The 20,321-nt window shown below is 61.4% G+C and carries 18 protein-coding genes and 1 pseudogene; 12 read left to right on the top strand and 7 right to left on the bottom strand.

Annotated features, from left to right (window positions below; genetic code table 11):
- The first annotated feature begins 58 nt into the window (after nucleotides 1–58).
- The 3 genes from relA to DXT77_RS26410 are packed head-to-tail and all read left to right on the top strand — an operon-like array spanning nucleotide 59 to nucleotide 3,710.
- On the top strand, nucleotides 59–2,302 hold the full coding sequence (relA, locus tag DXT77_RS26420; protein WP_119429769.1) for a GTP diphosphokinase: 2,244 nt from the start codon (nucleotides 59–61) through the stop codon (nucleotides 2,300–2,302).
- Nucleotides 2,299–3,141 carry a nucleoside triphosphate pyrophosphohydrolase gene (mazG, locus tag DXT77_RS26415; protein ID WP_119429768.1) on the top strand — a complete coding sequence of 281 codons (843 nt, stop codon included), beginning with the start codon at nucleotides 2,299–2,301 and terminating at the stop codon, nucleotides 3,139–3,141. Before relA ends, mazG begins: the two co-directional genes overlap by 4 nt.
- Before the next feature lie 26 nt (nucleotides 3,142–3,167).
- Nucleotides 3,168–3,710, top strand: coding sequence for a DUF2058 domain-containing protein (locus DXT77_RS26410; protein ID WP_119429767.1), 543 nt, complete (start codon nucleotides 3,168–3,170; stop codon nucleotides 3,708–3,710).
- A gap of 116 nt (nucleotides 3,711–3,826) precedes the next feature.
- Here DXT77_RS26410 and DXT77_RS26405 read toward each other — a convergent pair whose 3' ends face one another.
- The 6 genes from DXT77_RS26405 to DXT77_RS26380 all read right to left on the bottom strand — a co-directional run bounded on the left by DXT77_RS26405 (nucleotide 3,827) and on the right by DXT77_RS26380 (nucleotide 11,294).
- Nucleotides 3,827–4,015 carry a hypothetical protein gene (locus tag DXT77_RS26405; protein WP_007957795.1) on the bottom strand — a complete coding sequence of 63 codons (189 nt, stop codon included), beginning with the start codon at nucleotides 4,013–4,015 and terminating at the stop codon, nucleotides 3,827–3,829.
- A 389-nt stretch (nucleotides 4,016–4,404) separates the two neighbouring features.
- Nucleotides 4,405–5,625, bottom strand: coding sequence for a beta-ketoacyl-ACP synthase I (gene fabB, locus DXT77_RS26400; RefSeq protein WP_007974551.1), 1,221 nt, complete (start codon nucleotides 5,623–5,625; stop codon nucleotides 4,405–4,407).
- 11 nt (nucleotides 5,626–5,636) lie between these two features.
- Nucleotides 5,637–6,152: a 3-hydroxyacyl-[acyl-carrier-protein] dehydratase FabA gene (gene fabA, locus DXT77_RS26395; protein WP_003227150.1), complete on the bottom strand. Its 516-nt coding sequence runs from the start codon at nucleotides 6,150–6,152 to the stop codon at nucleotides 5,637–5,639.
- Between the two features lie 247 nt (nucleotides 6,153–6,399).
- Nucleotides 6,400–8,301 (bottom strand): ATP-binding protein, encoded by a 1,902-nt coding sequence (locus tag DXT77_RS26390; protein WP_119429766.1) that lies wholly within the window; start codon nucleotides 8,299–8,301, stop codon nucleotides 6,400–6,402.
- Nucleotides 8,298–9,230 carry an ABC transporter substrate-binding protein gene (locus DXT77_RS26385; protein ID WP_119429765.1) on the bottom strand — a complete coding sequence of 311 codons (933 nt, stop codon included), beginning with the start codon at nucleotides 9,228–9,230 and terminating at the stop codon, nucleotides 8,298–8,300. Before DXT77_RS26385 ends, DXT77_RS26390 begins: the two co-directional genes overlap by 4 nt.
- Nucleotides 9,231–11,294: a TonB-dependent receptor plug domain-containing protein gene (locus tag DXT77_RS26380; protein WP_372238696.1), complete on the bottom strand. Its 2,064-nt coding sequence runs from the start codon at nucleotides 11,292–11,294 to the stop codon at nucleotides 9,231–9,233.
- 256 nt (nucleotides 11,295–11,550) lie between these two features.
- Here DXT77_RS26380 and DXT77_RS26375 point away from each other — a divergent pair, with 256 nt between their 5' ends.
- The 9 genes from DXT77_RS26375 (at nucleotide 11,551) to DXT77_RS26335 (ending at nucleotide 19,448) form a co-directional block, all read left to right on the top strand.
- Nucleotides 11,551–12,576 carry an NAD(P)H-dependent glycerol-3-phosphate dehydrogenase gene (locus DXT77_RS26375; RefSeq protein ID WP_114884804.1) on the top strand — a complete coding sequence of 342 codons (1,026 nt, stop codon included), beginning with the start codon at nucleotides 11,551–11,553 and terminating at the stop codon, nucleotides 12,574–12,576.
- Between the two features lie 32 nt (nucleotides 12,577–12,608).
- Nucleotides 12,609–12,956 (top strand): DUF4389 domain-containing protein, encoded by a 348-nt coding sequence (locus tag DXT77_RS26370; RefSeq protein WP_085710971.1) that lies wholly within the window; start codon nucleotides 12,609–12,611, stop codon nucleotides 12,954–12,956.
- A complete protein-coding gene (sixA, locus tag DXT77_RS26365; protein ID WP_085710970.1) occupies nucleotides 12,953–13,405 on the top strand; it encodes a phosphohistidine phosphatase SixA in 453 nt (150 codons plus the stop codon). The genes DXT77_RS26370 and sixA overlap by 4 nt, the downstream gene beginning before the upstream one ends.
- A gap of 82 nt (nucleotides 13,406–13,487) precedes the next feature.
- On the top strand, nucleotides 13,488–15,143 hold the full coding sequence (locus tag DXT77_RS26360; protein ID WP_119429763.1) for an AMP-binding protein: 1,656 nt from the start codon (nucleotides 13,488–13,490) through the stop codon (nucleotides 15,141–15,143).
- Between the two features lie 31 nt (nucleotides 15,144–15,174).
- Nucleotides 15,175–15,618: a hotdog fold thioesterase gene (locus DXT77_RS26355; RefSeq protein ID WP_007957810.1), complete on the top strand. Its 444-nt coding sequence runs from the start codon at nucleotides 15,175–15,177 to the stop codon at nucleotides 15,616–15,618.
- 116 nt (nucleotides 15,619–15,734) lie between these two features.
- Entirely contained in the window at nucleotides 15,735–16,541 is an 807-nt protein-coding gene (locus DXT77_RS26350; protein ID WP_119429762.1) for an alpha/beta fold hydrolase, read from the top strand.
- Nucleotides 16,538–17,392: an alpha/beta hydrolase gene (locus tag DXT77_RS26345; RefSeq protein ID WP_119429761.1), complete on the top strand. Its 855-nt coding sequence runs from the start codon at nucleotides 16,538–16,540 to the stop codon at nucleotides 17,390–17,392. The genes DXT77_RS26350 and DXT77_RS26345 overlap by 4 nt, the downstream gene beginning before the upstream one ends.
- Before the next feature lie 127 nt (nucleotides 17,393–17,519).
- On the top strand, nucleotides 17,520–18,326 hold the full coding sequence (locus DXT77_RS26340; protein ID WP_119429760.1) for a DUF4892 domain-containing protein: 807 nt from the start codon (nucleotides 17,520–17,522) through the stop codon (nucleotides 18,324–18,326).
- 69 nt (nucleotides 18,327–18,395) lie between these two features.
- A complete protein-coding gene (locus DXT77_RS26335) occupies nucleotides 18,396–19,448 on the top strand; it encodes an AI-2E family transporter (protein WP_119429759.1) in 1,053 nt (350 codons plus the stop codon).
- 354 nt (nucleotides 19,449–19,802) lie between these two features.
- Here DXT77_RS26335 and DXT77_RS26330 read toward each other — a convergent pair.
- Nucleotides 19,803–20,153 (bottom strand): annotated as a pseudogene (locus DXT77_RS26330) (EF-hand domain-containing protein); the annotation flags it as partial.
- Nucleotides 20,154–20,321: the final 168 nt, after the last annotated feature.

Below are 20,321 nucleotides of genomic sequence, written 5' to 3'. Positions count from 1 at the left end.
GCAATCAAGGTCAGTGATTTGACGCATTGAGTCTGCGTCGTAGGGAAGGTAAAGCAAGATGGTACAGGTGAGAGCACACCAGCCGATCAACACCGACGGCAGTATCAATCTCGAGGCTTGGCTCGATCATGCGGTCAGTGTCGATCTGGCACTGGATCGCGAAGCCTTGAAGGAGGCCTGTGAGTACGCTCGACAGGCCGAGCAACAGTCCAACGCGGCGAAGAATCTCTGGTCCGAAGGCAGCGGCAGTTTCAGCACCGGCCTCGAGATCGCGGAGATTCTCGCCGACCTCAAGCTCGATCAGGATTCGCTGGTCGCGGCGGTGCTTTACCGTGGCGTGCGCGAAGGCCAGATCGAACTGGCAGCGGTCAGCCAGCGCTTCGGCCCGGTGGTCGCCAAACTGATTGACGGCGTGCAGCGCATGGCTGCGATCAGTGCCAGCCTCAGCCCGCGCCAGTCGATGGTGATGGGCACCCAGGGCCAGGTGGAAAACCTGCGCAAGATGCTTGTGGCGATGGTCGACGACGTACGCGTCGCGCTGATCAAACTCGCCGAACGCACCTGTGCGATCCGTGCGGTGAAAACCGCCGACGACGAAAAGCGCAACCGGGTCGCCCGGGAAGTCTTCGACATCTATGCGCCGCTGGCCCACCGTCTCGGCATCGGTCATATCAAATGGGAACTGGAGGACTTGTCCTTCCGTTACCTTGAGCCTGATCAATACAAACAGATCGCCAAGTTGCTGCACGAGCGGCGGCTCGACCGCGAGCGCTTCATCTCCGACGTGATGACCCAGCTCAAGGACGAATTGCAGGCCACCGGCGTCGATGCCGACATCAGCGGCCGGGCCAAGCATATCTATTCGATCTGGCGCAAAATGCAGCGCAAGGGTCTGGAGTTCAGCCAGATCTACGACGTGCGTGCGGTGCGCGTGCTGGTGCCGGAAATGCGCGACTGCTACACCGCGCTCGGCATCGTCCACACCCTGTGGCGGCACATCCCGAAAGAATTCGACGACTACATCGCCAACCCGAAAGAAAACGGCTACCGCTCGCTGCACACGGCGGTGATCGGCCCGGAAGGCAAGGTGCTGGAAGTCCAGATCCGTACCCATTCGATGCACGAAGAAGCCGAACTTGGCGTCTGCGCGCACTGGCGCTACAAGGGCACTGACGTCAAATCCGGCTCGAACCACTACGAAGAGAAAATCTCCTGGCTGCGTCAGGTGCTCGAGTGGCACGAAGAGCTGGGTGACATCGGTGGTCTGGCCGAACAGCTGCGGGTCGATATCGAACCGGACCGGGTCTACATCTTTACCCCGGACGGTCACGCCATCGACTTGCCGAAAGGCGCGACGCCGCTGGACTTCGCCTACCGGGTTCACACCGAAATCGGTCACAACTGCCGTGGCGCGAAGATCAACGGGCGCATCGTGCCGCTCAACTACAGCCTGCAGACCGGCGAGCAGGTCGAGATCATCACCAGCAAGCACGGCACGCCGAGCCGCGACTGGCTGAACCCGAACCTCGGTTACGTCACCACATCCCGGGCGCGGGCGAAGATCGTTCACTGGTTCAAGTTGCAGGCTCGCGACCAGAATGTCGCGGCGGGCAAGACCCTGATCGAGCGCGAGCTCAATCGCCTTGGTCTGCCGGCGGTGGATTTCGACAAGCTGGCCGACAAGGCCAACATGAAAACCGCCGAAGACATGTTCGCCGCCCTCGGGGCAGGCGACCTGCGTCTGGCGCAACTGGTCAACCTGGCGCAACAACTGGTCGAGCCGGAGCGCGGCAACGAACAGCTGGAGCTGATTCCGCGCAAGGCCACCGGCTACAAGCCGGGCAAGCGCGGCGACATCCAGATCCAGGGCGTCGGCAACCTGATGACCCAGATGGCCGGCTGCTGCCAGCCGTTGCCGGGCGATGCGATCGTCGGTTACATCACTCAAGGGCGCGGCGTGAGCATTCACCGTCAGGACTGCGCCTCGGTGCTGCAACTGGCCGGGCGCGAGCCGGAGCGGATCATCCAGGTCAGCTGGGGCCCGGTGCCGGTGCTCACCTATCCGGTGGACATCGTCATCCGCGCCTACGACCGTTCCGGTCTGCTGCGTGACGTCTCGCAAGTGCTGCTCAACGAACGGATCAACGTGCTGGCGGTCAACACCCGCTCGAACAAGGAGGACAACACCGCGCTGATGTCCCTGACCATCGAGATTCCGGGGCTGGACGCACTGGGCCGGTTGCTGGGGCGGATTTCCCAGTTGCCGAACATCATCGAGACGCGGCGTAACCGGACTCCATGAAACCGACCTACAGCCTTGAAGACCTGTTGCACCTGATGAACCGTCTGCGGGATCCGCAGTACGGTTGCCCGTGGGACATCAAGCAAACCTACGCGACCATCGTCCCGCACACCCTCGAGGAAGCCTACGAAGTCGCCGACGCCATCGAGCGCGGCGACTTCGATCACTTGCAGGGCGAGTTGGGCGATCTGCTGTTTCAGGTGGTGTATTACAGCCAGTTGGCCCGGGAAGAAGGGCGGTTTGAATTTGCCGGGGTGATCGACAGCATCACCCGCAAGTTGATTCGTCGTCACCCGCATGTATTCCCGACTGGCGATCTGTATGCGCCGCTGGACGTGCCGCGCCTGAGCGAAGAGCAGGTCAAGCAGCGCTGGGAGGAGATCAAGGCCGAAGAACGCGCCGAGAAATCCGCCGAGCCGCAGCAACTGTCACTGCTCGACGATGTGCCCGCTGCGTTGCCGGCCTTGTCCCGTTCGGCCAAGTTGCAGAAGCGCGCCGGGCAGGTCGGTTTCGACTGGCCGGATGCGTTGCCGGTGCTGGACAAGGTGCGCGAAGAGCTCGATGAAGTGCTCGAAGCCATGTCCGAGAATGACCCGCAAGCGGTAGCGGACGAAATCGGCGACCTGCTGTTTTCCGTGGTCAATCTGGCACGGCATCTGAAGGTCGACCCGGAAACCGCATTGCGTGGCGCCAATGGCAAGTTCGAACGACGCTTCCGTTTTATCGAACAGGCATTGCGCGACACCCACCGCCCCATGGAAGATTGCACCCTCGAAGAGTTGGACGCCCTGTGGGGTGAAGCCAAACGTCAGGAAAAGAATTTGCCCAGCTGCGGCTGAGCCGTTGCCCAAGTGAGTAAGCATCAATGAGCCTTTCCCTTCGCGACCAGTTGCTCAAGGCAGGACTGGTCAACCAAAAGCAGGCCAAGCAGGTCAGCAAAGACAAACAGAAACAACAGCGTCTGGCCCACAAGGGCCAGATCGAACTGGATGACTCCCAGCAGCGTGCTGCCCAGGAAGCCATGGCCGAGAAGGTCAAGCGCGACCAGGAGCTGAACCGTCAGCAGCAGGAGAAGGCGGAAGCCAAGGCCCGCGCGGCGCAGGTCAAGCAGTTGATCGAAGTCTCGCGTCTGCCGAAGCTGACCACCGAGGACTACTACAACTTCGTCGACGACAAGAAGGTCAAGCGCATCTCCGTCAACACGCTGATGCGCAACAAGCTCAGCAGCGGTTCGCTGGCGATCGTGCACCATGCCGGCGGCTATGAGGTGATTCCTCGTGAGGCGGCCCTGAAGATTCAGGAGCGCGATCCACAGCGCATCGTGCAGCTCAACGAGAAGGTCGAAGAAGTCAGTGCCGAGGATGATCCGTACGCGGCCTATGTGATCCCTGACGATCTGATGTGGTAATCGTCTGTGGCGAAGGAGCTTGCTCCCGCCGGGCCGCAAAGCGGCCCTGATGAAGCCCGATAACGACAAACCCCGCCAATGGCGGGGTTTGTCGTTTTCAATGCTGTGGTTTCGGTTCAGGCGGATTTCAGATCCCGCTGCCGTTCTTGCAGTTCCAGTTCGGCCTTGTAGTTGTGGGCATCGATCTCGTTGTGGAACATGCCGACCAGCAAGTCTTGTTGATGCACATCCCAGATCCGTACGCCGGCGGCTACGCCTTCATGGGACATGTGTGAATCGTCGCGTTCAGTTACTTTTACAGTCATCTGCTAGCTCCAATCTCTGTTATCTGCAGCAAGGCGTGTGCAGGACTCTTTTATAAAATTTGTTAGCCTGCTAAGTAAACGCTCGATTTGTGCAATGTATTCTTGCGAAATCTGCAACAGCGCTGGAGCCCGCTGAATCCGCGACATTCAGTCGCAGGGCGGTAAGTTGCATGACAGAAGTTTCATCTTTGTAGCGCACCGCCGCCCTTGTGGGAGCGAGCCTGCTCGCGATAGCGGTATTCCGGTTGGCGTCTTGGACGGCTGACACTCCGTCATCGCGAGCAGGCTCGCTCCCACAGGTTTTGCGTTTGTCCGGAGAGTTTTGTGCAGGCAAAAAAAACGCCCCGAACCAGTCGGGGCGTTTTCATGTGCGGCTCAGCGGAAGGGAATTACTTGCCTTCCCAGCGCTTCAGCACGAGGGTGGCGTTGGTGCCACCGAAGCCGAAACTGTTGCTCATCACGGTGTTGATGGTGGCGTTCTCGCGGGTCTTGGTCAGCACCGGCAGATCGGCCACTTCAGGGTCCAGCTCGTCGATGTTGGCGGAACCGGCGATGAAGTTGCCTTCCATCATCAGCATGCAGTAGATCGCTTCGTGAACGCCGGCGGCGCCCAGGGAGTGACCCGACAGGCTCTTGGTGGAGCTGATGGCCGGGGCCTTGTCGCCGAACACTTCACGCACGCCTTTCATTTCCGCGACGTCGCCGACCGGAGTCGAGGTGCCGTGGGTGTTCAGGTAGTCGATCGGGGTGTCGACGGTGGACAGCGCCTGCTGCATGCAGCGGATGGCGCCTTCGCCGCTTGGAGCCACCATGTCGTAACCGTCGGAAGTCGCGCCGTAGCCGACGATTTCCGCGTAGATCTTCGCGCCACGGGCCAGAGCGTGTTCCAGCTCCTCGACCACGACCATGCCGCCACCGCCAGCGATGACGAAACCGTCACGGTCGGCGTCGTAGGCGCGGGAGGCTTTTTCCGGGGTGTCGTTGCGCTTGCTGGACAGAGCGCCCATTGCGTCGAACAGGAACGACTGACTCCAGTGCTCCTCTTCACCGCCACCGGCGAACACGATGTCCTGCTTGCCCATCTGGATCTGTTCCATGGCGGTACCGATGCAGTGAGCACTGGTGGCGCAGGCAGACGCGATGGAGTAGTTCAGGCCCTTGATCTTGAACGGAGTGGCCAGGCACGCCGAAACGGTGCTGCTCATGGTCCGTGTTACACGGTATGGGCCGACGCGCTTGACGCCTTTCTCGCGCAGGATATCCAGCGCTTCCATCTGGTTCAGGGTCGACGCACCGCCCGAACCTGCGATCAGGCCGGTACGCGGGTTGGACACCTGCTCTTCGGTCAGACCGGAATCGGTGATGGCGTCTTTCATGGCCAGGTAGGCGTAAGCCGCTGCGTGGCCGACGAAACGATAGATCTTGCGATCGATCAGTTCTTCAAGGTTGAGGTCGATGGAGCCGGAAACCTGGCTACGCAGACCCATTTCGGCGTATTCCGGGTTGAACCGGATGCCAGGGCGGCTTGCACGCAGGTTAGCGGAGACGGTCTCTTTGTCATTGCCCAGGCACGAAACAATGCCCAGACCAGTGATAACGACGCGGCGCATGCGAATAACCCTTAGAAGTTGTCAGTGGAGGTGAACACGCCGACGCGAAGGCCTTCGGCGGTGTAGATTTCGCGACCGTCGACAGTCACCGAACCGTCGGCGATGGCCAGGTTCAGCTTGCCCTTCAGGACGCGTTTGATATGAATGTTGTAGGTGACTTTCTTGGCGGTCGGCAGGACCTGGCCGAAGAATTTCACTTCGCCCGAACCCAGCGCACGGCCACGGCCCGGCAGGCCTTGCCAGCCCAGGAAGAAACCGACCAGTTGCCACATGGCGTCCAGACCCAGGCAGCCCGGCATTACCGGATCGCCCTCGAAGTGGCAAGCGAAGAACCACAGGTCAGGGTTGATATCCAGCTCGGCGACCAATTCACCTTTGCCGTACTTGCCGCCTTCTTCGCTGATCAGGGTGATGCGATCCACCATCAGCATGTTCGGGGCGGGCAGTTGCGCGTTACCTGGGCCGAACAGCTCACCGCGACTGCAGCGCAGCAGGTCTTCCCGAGTAAAGGCGTTTTGTTTGGTCATGCGAGCTCCTCAATAATCCCATGCGGCAGGTGGGGCAAATCTTCCCGACCGATCGACGCGTTCATGCCTCGAACCGGCAGCCTACTCATAGACTATTGCGTTGTGGTGAAAGTCACAGCACCAAGGACATGAATGTACACTTGTGCACTGAAATTTTTATTCAAGCCCCTTTTGAGGCTCGTTCGGGTGCCTAAGACTGCCGCACTTTCGCTTTTCACGCCAGTCGCAGATGCTCGAAAGGGCCTCTCTACTGCACCCAGCGCTGCAGAATCTGCTGCAGGTCATTGCGTTTGAATGGCTTGGCCAGGTAATCGTTCATGCCCGCCGACAGGCAGTTTTCCCGATCGCCCTGCAAGGCGTTGGCCGTCAGGGCGATGATCGGCACATGGCCGCAGCCGGGCAGGCGGCGTATCTGTCGGGTCGCTTCGTAACCGTCGATGATCGGCAAACGGCAGTCCATCAGGATCGCTTCGTAACGACTGCCTCCGGCACTGCGTACAGCCTGCATGCCATCGGTGGCAACGCTCACCGTGAAGCCCAGGCTGCGCAGCATGGCCTCGATCACGGTCTGGTTGACCGGGTTGTCCTCCACCAGCAGGACATTGCGGCCTTCGCCGTGAGCATTGCCATCGATTGCACGAGGCGCCGTCAGCATCGGCAATGCCTGCTTATATAAAGCCAGTGGAATTTCCAGGGTAAACACCGAGCCGCGACCTTCTTCGCTTTGCGCGCGCAAGGTGCCGCCCATGCGTTCGGCCAGGGTGCGGGCAATCGGCAGGCCCAGACCGGTCCCGCCATAACGACGCGAAATCGAGCTGTCAGCCTGCTGGAACGCGTTGAACATCAATTCCAGGCTTTCCGAAGAAATCCCGATGCCGCTGTCGCGCACCGAGCAGGTGAACCACAGCAATTCGTGATCCAGCGACTGCCACTGCGCCTCGATGCTGACGCGCCCCTGTTCCGTGAACTTCAGCGCATTGCCCACCAGATTGACCAGAATCTGCCGGATCCGCGTCGGGTCACCCTGTACCTGCAAACCGCGCAGGTCTTCGGGAATCCGCAGTTGCAACTCCAGCCCACGTTGCGCCGCGCTGTGCTGGAATGACTGCGCACACGCCCCGATCAGATCGGCGAGGTTGAACGGGATGTGCTCCAGCTCCAGTTCCGAGCGCTCGATGCGCGAGAAATCCAGAATGTCGTTGATCACCTTGAGCAAATGTTCGGTGGACTCGGAGGCCAGCGCCGCGTACTCGATCTGCTCCTCTGTCATCTCCGTGGTTTCCAGCAATTGCAGCATGCCCAGGACACCGTTCATCGGGGTGCGCAGTTCATGGCTCATCATGGCCAGGAAGTCCGACTTGGCATTGTTGGCCTTTTCCGCCTCTTCACGGGTCTGGATCAGTTGCGCCATGGCCTGGTGCTGTTCGCGACTGGCCTGTTCGAGTGCCTGGGCCAGATTGTTGATGTGCTGCGACAAGGCTCCCAGCTCGGTGTCATCGACAATCGGCAACGGCGTCTTGTAGTCACCGTCCTGAATCGCCTTGACCGCATCGCCAATGTCGCGGATCGGCTGCGACAGGCTGCCGGCCAGGCGCCGCGCCAGAACGAAGGTGAAGAGCAGGGCGAACAGCGCCAGGATCCCGGCCTTGAGCAGGATCTCCTGTTGGCGCTGACTGAACGCATCGTTGGACAGGCCGACGATCACCCGCCCCAGATAATCCTCGCTGGCACCGCCGTTATTGGTCTTGCCGTCCTGAAAGAAATCATTGTGCAAGGCAATCCGTTGCAGCCGCACCGGTGACTGGAACACTTCGACCTGATGCGGGCGTTTGTGCGTATCCGATGGTTGTTCGACATACGCCAGAATCCGGTTGGCGCTGTCCTGGATTTCGAGAAAGCGCACATTTGGCGTGGCCAGTGTGGCTTTCAGCAGGCTTTCCAATACCTCGTTGTTGCCGGAAATCACTCCGTACTCGGTAGCGGGCGCGAGCTGGTTGGCGATCAGTTGGCCGGTGTGATTCAGCTCCTGGCGCAAATCCTGGATGCGCACGAAGGTGAAAAAACTGATCAGCAGCAAGGTCAGCAGCAGCGCAGGGCCCAGGCTGATCAACTGGGTACGGGTATTGATGTCCCAACGGCGGAAAATCATGGGCGGCGCTCTCCTTCGGCCAGCTCTTCGGCAACAGACGCTTCGTTCATCGGTTCAATACCTAATGAACGAGCCACCTGCGCATTGCTTGAAACTTTAAAACGCTCGGGATAGAGCGCTCTCGGCCAGGCGGCCGGTGGGCGGTCGAGCAATTCGTCGAGCACCGTCAGCCAGTCACTCTGGTCGCTGTAAGTACTGGCGAGGCTGCCGGCGCGCACGAACGAAACGTTCGGACCGATCAGCGCCAGTTGCCGCGAATAGCTGCTGAGCAGCAGGTTCTTCGCGGTTCTCGGGTTGTACAGGTCGGGATCGTCGAGGCCCAGCAGCACATCGCTGTTTTTCAGCACGGTCTGCAAGGGGCGACTGTCGTGGGTGTTGTCCCAGCGCTGCGGGACGATTTGCAGATTCAGCGGCTGGGCGGCCGATTGCAGCTCCTTGAGCAGGAATTCGCTGTGCTGATCGAACAGCACGCCGACCCGCTGAGCCTGGGGCAGGATCCGTCGTATCAGTTGCAACTGACGACTCAGTGGCGGATCGCTCCACAGCAGGCTCAAGTGCGGCGGTTGCGCGGAGCCGAAGCGTTGACGGGCCTGCAGGCGGCTGATGCGCAGGACCAGCGTCGCTGGCCCCTGGGGTTCCTGCATGCGCCAGTCGAGGCTCGGCAGGTCGAGCAGGATCAGGCGCAGGCTGGAGGGCAACTTGCCCGGCGTCGGCAGGCTCGCCAGTGGCTGGAAATGTACGCGGTCGGTTGGGCGCAGCTCGCTCAGGGCCTGGACGAACGATTGCACGCCGGGGCTTTCCTCGGCGCCGGTCAGCAGAATGTCGGCCGCCTGCACCGCCACGCCGTGCAGCCAGGCTGTCAGGAACAGGCACAACCCGGCCAGCCATTGGCCGGCGGTTGGCATCTTCCGTGACAGGGCGTAACGCATCTAGAACTCCAGCTCGGCGCTGAAATACATCACTCGGCGTTCGTCGTAATTGTTGTCGACGAACGTGGTCGGCTCATTGTCCAGACGCTGTTGCAGCACGCCGGCCAGTTGCAGTTGGGCCTTGCCCAGCGGGATGCGTTTGGCGATGCGCGTGTCGACCCGCTCGAAGCGATAACCGTTGAGTGCGTTGTCACCGTAATAGAAGAGGGCGCTGTTCCAGCCCTGGCCCCAATCGCGCAGCCAGCCGACCGAGCCACTGTTGCGCGCGGTGAACTGCTGGTCCAGCGGGTTGCTCGCCTCGGCGTCGACGTAGGCGTAAGTCAGGCGCAGTCGATCGGCCGCGCTCAGGCGCCAGTCCAGCTGGGTTTCGGTGCCGCGAAAGCGCGAGTCGTTGGCGTTGCTGGCGATGTACTGATTGTTGCGCAGCGGCTCGCTGATCATCCCGGTGATTTCGTCGTAGAACAGCTTCACGTCCAGCGCCAGGCCCCATTCCGGGAAAAAGCCGTTGTAACCCAGTTCCCGCGAGCGCATGTGCTCCTGATCCAGATCGCCGGGGCCCCGGGTCTTGACGAAGTAACGGGCCGAAGACTGGCCGTAGGCGGAGGGGCGCAGGTTGGTCACCTGATAACTCCAGTTGACGTTGTTCTCGAACATGTCCGGCGAGCGGATCGCTTCCGAGTACACCGCGCGCAGGCTGTGGCGCGGGTTGATCAGGTAATTGACGGCAAACCTGGGTGTCAGCGAACTGCCGATCAGTTGCGTGTTTTCAAACATGGCGCCGCCCTGCAACAGCCAGTGTTCGCTGGCGCGCCATTCCAGTTGGCCAAAGGCGCGCCACGTGGTGTCGTCCAGGGTTCCGTTGAAATAGGTCTCGGAATCGGCCCGGTCGTAACGATAGTTCAGGCCGCTGACCAGACGCAGACTGTCGGACAGGCTGAGGGTGTCCTGCAATTCCAGGTCATAGCGCGATTCCCGGGTACTCTGGTCGATGTCGCCGCACAGGGTCCGGCTGGCGCCGTTACGCCATTGATCGAGCACCTGATTGGCCAGGGCCATTTCCGTTGGCTTGCCGGGCGCAGCACCGGGCCCGGTGTAGCGGGTGATGTTGCGTGCCAGTTGCTCGGTGTAGTTCGGGTTGAGTTGCCACAGCTCCGTGAGTTGCGGGCTGAACGACACCTCGGCGTCGCAGGCTCGCCAGGTCTGCTGGCGATCCCAGTGTTGCGCCGAGCCTTGTACATAGAGGCTGTGGTCGGGGTTGATGTCCAGGTTCCAGCGCACCGAGCCGGCGTAATCCTTGGCGATCACGTCGGAATTGTTCCCGGCAGCGGTAATCCCCGAGAACACCGGACGGTAGGTATAGGGCCGCTGGTTGGTCCCGTCCTTGGCATTGAGCTGCCAATCCACGCTCTGGTTGTCGCTGAGGGTCTGGCTCACGGCAAGGCTGAAGCGGTTCAAGCGGCGGCTGTCACGGTAATCAGCGCCGGTGCGGTCGCTGTCGAAGCCGTCATCTTCCTGGCCGGACAGCGACAGACGCAGGTCGCCGCCATTCCAGCCCGTTCCCTGACTGGCATAGAAGTCATTGATGCCCCGTTGGCCACGGGTGATTTTCAGCCGTGTGCCGTGGCTGTCGGCCGGGTTGCGGGTGATGATGTTGACCACCGCCATCAGCGCGTTGGCGCCGTAACTGACGGTGTTCGGCCCGCGAAAAACCTCGATGCGTTCGATGTCTTCCATGGCCACCGGGATGTCGCTCCAGTCCACCGTGGCCAGGCCGGCGCGGTACACCGAGCGGCCATCGATCAGCACTTGCATGCGCCGTGCTTCGGTGGCGTTGGTGCCGTGATAGTTCACCACCGCCTGATTGCCGCTGATGTTGCCGACCATCATCCCGGGCACCAGGCGCAGCAGTTCGCTGATGTCCCGGGCACCGCTGGCGTTGATCAGTTCGCTGTCGATCACGGTCATGCTGCCGGGGACTTCCGCCGGTGACTGTTTCAGGCGCGTGGCCGTGAGGATCTGGGGCAAGGCCTCGCCGTCGAGAAACAGGTCGTCCGCCAGCAACATCGGGCTGAACAGCAGCGCCAGCAGCAGGGACGAACGGGGGGAGGGAGTGCCAGAAAACACGACGCAGCCTTGATAGCAAAGAATTGGCGCGCATGTTAACCGAGGACAGTGACTTTTCCAGTCACGTTGCGGGCATTTTCCTCGGTTTTATTGGTCTTCTTCCTACAAGTGCGGGTAATTGACGCCGGGGCTGTCCGAGAAGGGGCCGCTCCGTATAATGCCCGCATCGCAACTGGTATGGATTAACGGATTACATATGACTGAACAGCGCCCGATTGCGGTCCTGGGAGGCGGAAGTTTCGGTACCGCCGTGGCCAATCTGTTGGCCGAGAACGGCCATCAAGTCCGGCAGTGGATGCGTGACCCCGAACAGGCCGAGGCCATCCGGGTCAATCGCGAGAACCCGCGTTATCTCAAAGGCATCAAGATTCTGCCGGGCGTGACGGCCGTCACCGACCTGCAGGAAACCCTCGATGCCTGCGAGTTGTGCTTCGTCGCGTTGCCATCGAGCGCACTGCGCACGGTATTGGCGGCGCATGCCGAGCGCCTGAGCGGCAAGATGCTGGTCAGCCTGACCAAGGGCATCGAAGCCCACACCTTCAAACTGATGAGCCAGATCCTCGAAGAAATCGCCCCGCAGGCGCGCATCGGCGTGCTGTCCGGGCCGAACCTGGCGCGGGAAATCGCCGAGCACGCGCTGACTGCCACGGTGGTCGCCAGTGAGGACGAAGAACTGTGCAAAGAAGTGCAGGCCGCGCTGCATGGTCGCACTTTCCGTGTCTATGCCAGTGCCGACCGCTTCGGCGTGGAGCTGGGCGGTGCACTGAAAAACGTCTACGCGATCATTGCCGGCATGGCGGTGGCGCTGGAGATGGGCGAGAACACCAAGAGCATGCTGATCACTCGCGCCCTGGCCGAAATGACCCGGTTTGCGGTGAATCAGGGTGCCAACCCGATGACCTTCCTCGGTCTGGCCGGGGTCGGCGATCTGATCGTCACTTGCTCGTCGCCGAAAAGCCGCAACTATCAGGTCGGTTTCGCTCTGGGGCAGGGTTTGAGCCTCGACGAAGCGGTATCGCGCCTCGGTGAAGTGGCCGAAGGGGTCAACACCCTGAAAGTGCTCAAGGCCAAGGCCCAGGAGGTCGGCGTGTACATGCCGCTGGTCGCCGGGCTCCACGCGATCCTGTTCGAAGGGCGCACGCTGGAACAGGTGATCGGCCTGTTGATGCGCGCCGAGCCGAAGACCGACGTCGACTTCATTTCCACCAGTGGTTTCAACTGATTGCCTTTTATTTCAGGGCAGGGGAGCTAGACATGAACGATCCGAAAACCGAAGCCAAGTACGAATCCATCCTGCTGCGGGTGTTGTGGATGATCGTCTACATCGTGGTCTGGCAAGTGGCGCAGTTCATCCTCGGCGCGGTGGTGCTGGTGCAGTTGATCTATCGTTTGATCTATGGCGCCCCGAGCGCCGGTCTGATGAATTTCGGTGACAGCCTGAGCCAGTTCCTGGCCCAGATCGGTCGGTTCGGCAGTTTCCACAGCGACCAGAAACCCTGGCCGTTCGCCGACTGGCCGGCGCCGCGTACCCCGGAAGGTGAAGCGCCACACGTCGTCGCGCCGGCACCGCATCCGGCCCGGGATGAGGAACCCAAGCTATGAAACTCTGGGTATTGCGTCACGGCGAGGCCGAGCCCTATGGCTCGCGCCCCGATTCGGAGCGGGAACTGACCGCTCACGGCCGCAAGGAAGTGCTCAGCAGCGCCGCCCGGTTGATGGGCCAGCCACTGACGGCGATCTACGCCAGTCCGTACTTGCGGGCACAGCAGACCGCGCAACTGGTGCGCGAGGCGTTGGGTTTCGAGCCGGAGATCCGCACGGTCGAATGGCTGACACCGGAAGTCGATCCGGACCGCGTCGCCGAGCAACTGGTGTCGGTAAGCAATGTGCTGCTGGTCAGCCACAATCCGCTGGTCGGGCATCTGCTCAGTTATCTGCAACACGGCGCCGGCTATCCGCCGGAAAAGGTCAGCACTGCCGGACTGGCCGAGCTTGAGCACAGCGAGTTGCTGATCGGCTCGATGACGCTCAACAGCCTCAAGCATCCGTGAAATTTTTTGTATGAAATAGTCAACCAAGCACTTGCTTGGTTGACTACGCTTGCTCCATCCCAAAAAGAAAGGAGCGAGTCGCATGTCTGCTGCTTTTCGATTGCCGCTGGACGTGTTCTACGAACGCGAGGCCCGGCACCCGCGCCAACGCTTTCTGGTGCAGCCCATTGGCGGCGGGCAGGTCGAGACGCTGACCTGGGCCGACGTCGGCCTTCAGGCCCGCTGCGCCGCACACTGGCTGCGCTCCCGGGAGTTGCCCCAAGGCAGCCACATCGCGCTGATCTCGAAAAACTGCGCCCACTGGATCATCGCCGACCTGGCGATCTGGATGGCCGGCCATGTTTCCGTGCCGCTCTATCCCAACCTCACCGCCGACTCGGTCAATCAGGTCCTCACCCATTCCGAAAGCGTATTGGCGTTCGTCGGCAAACTGGATGACTGGCCGGGGATGTCGGTGGGTGTGCCGACGGATCTGCCAACCATCAGTCTGCCGCTGCACCCGCCGGGCGAGTTCGATTTCAACTGGGGCGACCTGCAACGCTATTCACCGATCCAGGACGATCCGCGACCCGCCGCCGAGCAACTGGCGACCATCATCTACACCTCCGGCACCACCGGCCTGCCCAAAGGCGTGATGCACAGTTTTGCCAACCTCGGGTTCGCAACGACTCGCGGCACGCAATTGTTCGGCCTCAATGAAAACGACCGGCTGCTGTCCTATCTGCCGCTGTGCCATGTGGCTGAACGGATGTTCGTCGAACTGGCGTCGATCTATACCGGGCAGACGGTGTTCTTTGCCGAGAGTCTCGATACCTTTCTCGATGATCTGAGACGGGCACGGCCGACGGCGATGTTTGGCGTGCCGCGGATCTGGACCAAATTCCAGATGGGCGTCTACAGCAAGATTCCGGCGAAACGCCTGGATTTCCTCCTCGGTCTGCCCTTCATCGGCAAACGGATCGGCCACAAGGTGCTGGCCGGATTGGGGCTGGATGCCCTGCGCGTGGCGTTGTCCGGTGCGGCGCCGGTGCCGCTGACGTTGTTGCGCTGGTATCAGAAACTCGGGCTCGACGTGCTGGAGGTCTACGGCATGACCGAGAGCTGCGGCTATTCGCACATCTGCCTGCCGGGGCAATACAAGGAAGGCTGGATCGGCCGGCCATGTCCTGACGTCGAGGTGCGAATCGACGAGTCCGGCGAAGTGCAGGTGCGCAGCCAGGCCAACATGCTGGGCTATTTCAAGGAACCGCAGAAAACCGCCGAGACCCTGACCGCCGACAGCTTTCTGCGCACCGGCGACAAGGGTGAACAGGATGCCGAAGGTCGTTTGCGCCTGACCGGGCGGCTCAAGGAAATCTTCAAGACCAGCAAGGGTAAATACGTCGCCCCGGCACCGATTGAAAACCGCCTCGCCGTGCATACCCGGATCGAACAGGTCTGTGTGGTCGGCGATGGTCTGAGCGCACCGCTGGGGTTATGTGTGATCTCGGCAGCCGGGCATGAAGACGCACGACCGCAATTGCATTCGAGCCTGGAAAAGCTGTTGGAGGAGGTCAACGCCGTCCTCGACAAGCACGAACGCCTGCGGCGTCTGGTGGTGGTCAAGGACAGTTGGGCGGTGGAGAACGGCTTTCTCACGCCGACCCTGAAGATCAAGCGCAACGTCATCGAAGACACCTACGGCGCGCGCTTCGAAGAATGGAGCGAGCGCAGCGAGGCGGTGCTGTGGCAGGATTGAGCGACGATCAAAACAACAAAGGAAGCCTGCGATGACCTTGTGGCGCACCACTCCGAACATCGAGCAGTTGAACGCAATCCAGAAAAACACCATTGGCGAAGTGCTGGACATCCGCTTCGAGTCCTTCGACGAAGAGTCGCTGACGGCCAGCATGGTCATCGATCATCGCACCCATCAGCCTTACGGCCTGCTGCACGGCGGCGCCTCGGTGGTGCTGGCCGAGACCGTCGGCTCGATGGCCAGTTACCTGTGCATCGATGCCAGCAAGTTCTATTGCGTGGGGCTGGAGATCAACGCCAACCACTTGCGCGGCCTGCGCAGCGGACGGGTGACGGCGGTGGCCAAGCCGATTCACATCGGCCGCACCACCCATGTCTGGGACATCCGCCTGACCAGCGATGAGGGCAAGGCCAGTTGCGTGTCGCGGCTGACCATGGCCGTGGTGCCGCTGGGCGAGCAACCGCCGGCACGCTGACCGATCCGTCATAGCCTTGACCGGACTGTCATCATTCCTGGCAGTTACGGTCATTGCTGTGAAGCGCGGTCTTACGGACAATCAACGTCACGTTTACCGCCCATGGATTTACCCGTATGTCGCAACCGATCTTCTTCGCCCACGCCAACGGTTTCCCTTCCGGCACCTACGGCAAGCTGTTCTCGGCGTTGGCGCCGGAGTTCCGGGTGACGCATCTGGAGCAGCATGCCCACGATCCGCGTTTTCCGGCGGGTGACAACTGGTACCACCTGGTGGACGAACTGATTCACCACCTGCAACAGCAGGACGAGCCGGTGTGGGGCGTTGGCCATTCCTTCGGCGGAATGCTGCACCTGCACGCCGCGCTGCGTTGCCCCGAGTTGTATCGCGGAGTCGTGATGCTCGATTCGCCGGTGCTGACCCGCACCGACCGATGGGTGATCCGTGCTGCCAAGCGTTTTGGCTTCATCGATAAACTCACCCCGGCCGGTCGCACATTGGGGCGACGCGAAGAATTCGCCGACCTCGACAGTGCCCGCAGCTACTTTGCCGGCAAGACTCTGTTCCGTGGCTTCGATCCCGAGTGCTTCGACGCCTACTTGCAGCACGGTTTGCACAAGGTTGGCGACAAGCTGCGCCTGCGCTTTGATCCGGCCACCGAGATCAGCATCTATCGCGGTGTGCCGCACACCAGTCCGGGGCGGACCCGACAGCTTCAGGTGCCGCTGGCGGTGGGGCGCGGGCAAAAGAGTCGCGTGGTGATGAACCATCACACCCGGTTCGTCGGCCGTCTGCCTCAGGGCGAGTCGCTGACCGTGCCTGGCGGTCACATGTTTCCTCTTGAGCGGCCGCAGGACACTGCACAACTGCTGAAGAATCTGTTCACTCGCTGGGAAAACCGCCAGCACAAGGATTGCGCATGAGCCCGTCGGTCGAAGAAGTGCGCCTGAGCCTGCCGCATATCGAGCTGGCGGCACACATTTTCGGCCCGGAAGACGGGTTGCCGGTGATTGCCCTGCATGGCTGGCTGGATAACGCCAACAGCTTCGCTCGCCTGGCGCCGAAGCTCAAAGGCTTGCGCATTGTTGCGCTGGACATGGCCGGTCATGGTCATTCGGGGCATCGCCCGGTCGGCGCGGGTTACGCCTTGTGGGATTACGCCCATGACGTGCTGCAAGTCGCCGAGCAGTTGGGCTGGCAGCGCTTCGGCCTGCTCGGGCATTCGCTGGGGGCGATTGTTTCGCTGGTGCTGGCGGGGTCGTTGCCGGAGCGCATCACCCATCTGGCATTGATCGACGGGGTGATTCCTCCTACGGATAAAGGCGAAAACGCCGCCGAACGCATGGGCATGGCGCTGCAGGCACAGCTTGATTTGCGGGAAAAACGCAAACCGGTCTATGACACTCTCGACCGGGCCATCGAAGTGCGCATGAAAGGCCTGGTGGCAGTCAGTCGTGAGGCCGCCGAGCTGCTGGCGCAACGCGGCCTGATGCCGGTGCCCGGCGGTTACACCTGGCGTACCGACAACCGTCTGACCCTGCCATCGCCCCTGCGTCTGACTCATGAGCAGGCAATGGCCTTCATCCAGCGCATTGCCTGCCCTGCACAATTGGTGGTGGCAGCCGACGGCATGCTGGCCAAACACCCCGAGCTGCTGGAGCGTCTACCCTTTAGCCAGGAACAGCTGCCGGGCGGGCACCATCTGCACCTGAACGACGAGTCGGGTGCGGTCCTTGTCGCAGACTGTTTCAATCGGTTCTTCGCCATTCCTTGACTTGCCCCGGGCAACTGTCGAGGCTGGGCGGGTTGAAATGGGAGACAACCACAATGGATTTCTACACCGCTGCGAACCCGAATAGCCAGAAAGGCGCCCCGGCCATGCCGATCCGATGAGCTTGTCCATGCGATCTTTCAGTCTGCTGGCGCTGTGCTGTTTCAGTCCCGTGTTGCTCGCTGCCGACCTGCCGGGCAGTCAGGATCTGCCGATCGTGCCGCGTCTGGCCGATGCGCAGATCGTCGACTATCGCCCGGCCGCGACGCTGGAGCGGATTTACCCGATGGGCTCGATCCGCAAGATCAGCGGCCAGCTGCGTTTCGACGGCCAGGTCGGCGCCCGTGGGCAGACCACCTCGGTCACCTACGAATTGCCGCCGGAACATTCCGCCAACGAAGCCTTCACCGTCGCCCGCGAAGCCCTGCAAAAACAGGACGCCGAACTGTTGTTCTGGTGTCAGGCCAGGGATTGCGGCGAAAGCAGCCTGTGGGCCAACGAAGTGTTCGGCAACGCCAAGCTGTACGGTGCCGACGAGCAACAGGCCTATCTGCTGCTGAGGCTGGCGGCACCTCGCGACAACACGCTGGTGGCGCTGTACAGCATCACTCGCGGCAATCGCAAAGCCTATCTGCATGTCGAGCAGTTCGAGGCCGCCACGCCGTTGGGGGAGCTGCTGCCGACGTCCGCGACGCTGTTGCGCCAGTTGAAAGACACCGGCGAGCTGAAATTGCCGAAACTGGCTGGCGATCCGGATGACACCTGGCTGCGTCTGCTGTCCCGTGGCCTGAACCTCGACACGACGTTGCGGGTCACGGTTTCCGGGCTCAAGGCCGAAGCCTGGCGTCAGGCGTTGATCACGCAGGGCGTGCGTGCGGCCCGGATGGAAACCGGCAATGTCGAAGGTGCCGGCCTGCGCATCGATCTGTTGCGGTAAGGTGTCTGCGGCGGACACGCCCGGCGTGTTCGCCTACTCTTTGCCTGACTGACTTTTTCGAGATTTCACATGCCCAATAATGATCGTCTGCTGGTGCAGATCCTGTTGCTGGTGTTGTTCGGTGCCAGTTTCTGGGTGATGGCGCCGTTCTGGTCGGCGCTGTTCTGGGGCGCGGTGCTGGCGTTCGCCAGTTGGCCGTTGATGCGCCTGCTGACGCGCTGGCTCGGCGGCCGCGAATCTCTGGCGGCAAGTATCCTGACCCTGGGCTGGATGCTGCTGGTGGCGGCACCGCTGGTATGGCTGGGGTTCAACCTGGCCGATCACGTGCGCGATGCCACGGTGTTCATCAAGGATGTGCAGGTCGACGGCCTGCCGGAAGCGCCGGCCTGGCTCGGCACGATTCCGCTGGTGGGGGAGCGGCTGGTCGGTTTCTGGAACAGTGTCGATCAGCAGGGGGCGGCGCTGATGGTGTCGCTCAAGCCTTATCTGGGGCAGGTCGGCAACTGGCTGCTGGCGCGCAGTGCGCAGATCGGCGGCGGGATTCTCGAGCTGACCCTGAGCATTGTCTTCGTGTTCTTCTTCTACCGTGACGGGCCGCGGCTGGCGGCGTTCGTGCACAGCCTGCTGGAGCGGTTGATCGGTGATCGTGCCGGGTATTACATCGAGCTGGTGGCCGGTACGGTGCAGCGGGTGGTGAACGGGGTGATCGGTACGGCGGCGGCGCAGGCGATCCTGGCACTGATCGGGTTCCTGATTGCCGGAGTGCCGGGGGCTTTGGTGCTGGGGATCGTGACGTTCCTGCTCAGTCTGATTCCGATGGGACCGCCGCTGGTGTGGATTCCTGCCACGGCCTGGCTGGCCTGGAAGGGTGAGTACGGGATGGCGGTGTTTCTCGGGATCTGGGGGACGTTCATTATCAGTGGCGTGGACAACGTGCTCAAGCCGTATCTGATCAGCCGTGGCGGGAATCTGCCGTTGGTGATTGTGTTGCTCGGGGTGTTTGGCGGGTTGATCGCGTTCGGGTTTATCGGGTTGTTTATCGGGCCTACGCTTTTGGCGGTGGCTTATAGTTTGTTGACGGATTGGAGCAAGAGTCAGGGGCGGGTTGAGGATCGGCGTTGAAGGTTAGCCTTGGCGGCCTTCGGGCCGGCCAGGCTCCGGGTCTACTGTGTACATATCCGTTTCTTCGGTAACGGCGGCTTATGGTTTCGCCCTTACGGCGACTCACTTTTTTGACAAACGCCTCAAAAAAGTAAGCAAAAAAACGCTCGCCCCGGCGTTCGGCCCTCGCAGGCTCGGGTTCCTTCGCTACGGTGTCCCTCCGGGGGCATCGACTTCGTCGATGAGTTCGGCTTCGCCGCACGGCACTACGTGCCAATCCCCGGATGAACACCTCCACTCAGCCTTCCGAAGGGGCGGGTGGATCAAGATCAAAAGCGTTGTCGAGCTAACGCTCATCCTGTTTTTGTATCTACCTCAAGTCGCCACATTCAAATACTTACCCACCGACGCCGTATTACCGAGCGAATACTGCTTGCTCAGATTGGCAATCATCCGGTTCAACGCTTCGGTCGTGGTTTGAGTGGTACTGGCAGTCTGTTCATCGTTTGGACGCTGGCGTCCCGCCTGTAACGCGGCTTTCAACTCATCACTGCTCACGCCACCACTGCTGTCGCTATCCAGCACCTTGAGCAGCGCCGCGCTGGTGTCGCTGCTGGAGGACGAGGTGCTGTCGCTGGCTTGCAACGCGCTGCTCAACTCGCTCGCCGTCACATTGCCGTCGCCGTTGCTGTCGAGTTTGGCGAACAGTTCCTTTTGCAGTTGCTGGCTGCGGGCGTTTTGCGTGGAGGTGCTGCTGGTGCTGATATAGCTCGTGTAGTTGCTGACGCTACCGATCATGGGCTCACTCCTTGTAATGGAAAACCGGTTCATGAACCGGCTCATGCAGACTCAAGGCGTGAGGTGTCGCAGGTATGTGGGTTTTGTACCGGGCGG

It is taken from the genome of Pseudomonas sp. 91RF, assembly GCF_003576265.1.
Lineage (GTDB): Bacteria > Pseudomonadota > Gammaproteobacteria > Pseudomonadales > Pseudomonadaceae > Aquipseudomonas > Aquipseudomonas kribbensis.
This window is presented reverse-complemented; position numbering and strand designations above follow the sequence as displayed.

Coding starts and splice junctions, on each gene's coding strand:
- DXT77_RS26355 (WP_007957810.1), top strand. CDS start 15,175: ATGACCTTGTGGCGCACCACTCCGAACATCGAGCAGTTGAACGCAATC.
- DXT77_RS26375 (WP_114884804.1), top strand. CDS start 11,551: ATGACTGAACAGCGCCCGATTGCGGTCCTGGGAGGCGGAAGTTTCGGT.
- DXT77_RS26360 (WP_119429763.1), top strand. CDS start 13,488: ATGTCTGCTGCTTTTCGATTGCCGCTGGACGTGTTCTACGAACGCGAG.
- DXT77_RS26385 (WP_119429765.1), bottom strand. CDS start 9,230: ATGCGTTACGCCCTGTCACGGAAGATGCCAACCGCCGGCCAATGGCTG.
- DXT77_RS26380 (WP_372238696.1), bottom strand. CDS start 11,294: ATGTTGCTGGCGGACGACCTGTTTCTCGACGGCGAGGCCTTGCCCCAG.
- relA (WP_119429769.1), top strand. CDS start 59: ATGGTACAGGTGAGAGCACACCAGCCGATCAACACCGACGGCAGTATC.
- DXT77_RS26410 (WP_119429767.1), top strand. CDS start 3,168: ATGAGCCTTTCCCTTCGCGACCAGTTGCTCAAGGCAGGACTGGTCAAC.
- DXT77_RS26370 (WP_085710971.1), top strand. CDS start 12,609: ATGAACGATCCGAAAACCGAAGCCAAGTACGAATCCATCCTGCTGCGG.
- DXT77_RS26350 (WP_119429762.1), top strand. CDS start 15,735: ATGTCGCAACCGATCTTCTTCGCCCACGCCAACGGTTTCCCTTCCGGC.
- DXT77_RS26345 (WP_119429761.1), top strand. CDS start 16,538: ATGAGCCCGTCGGTCGAAGAAGTGCGCCTGAGCCTGCCGCATATCGAG.
- fabA (WP_003227150.1), bottom strand. CDS start 6,152: ATGACCAAACAAAACGCCTTTACTCGGGAAGACCTGCTGCGCTGCAGT.
- DXT77_RS26335 (WP_119429759.1), top strand. CDS start 18,396: ATGCCCAATAATGATCGTCTGCTGGTGCAGATCCTGTTGCTGGTGTTG.
- DXT77_RS26340 (WP_119429760.1), top strand. CDS start 17,520: ATGCGATCTTTCAGTCTGCTGGCGCTGTGCTGTTTCAGTCCCGTGTTG.
- DXT77_RS26405 (WP_007957795.1), bottom strand. CDS start 4,015: ATGACTGTAAAAGTAACTGAACGCGACGATTCACACATGTCCCATGAA.
- fabB (WP_007974551.1), bottom strand. CDS start 5,625: ATGCGCCGCGTCGTTATCACTGGTCTGGGCATTGTTTCGTGCCTGGGC.
- DXT77_RS26390 (WP_119429766.1), bottom strand. CDS start 8,301: ATGATTTTCCGCCGTTGGGACATCAATACCCGTACCCAGTTGATCAGC.
- sixA (WP_085710970.1), top strand. CDS start 12,953: ATGAAACTCTGGGTATTGCGTCACGGCGAGGCCGAGCCCTATGGCTCG.
- mazG (WP_119429768.1), top strand. CDS start 2,299: ATGAAACCGACCTACAGCCTTGAAGACCTGTTGCACCTGATGAACCGT.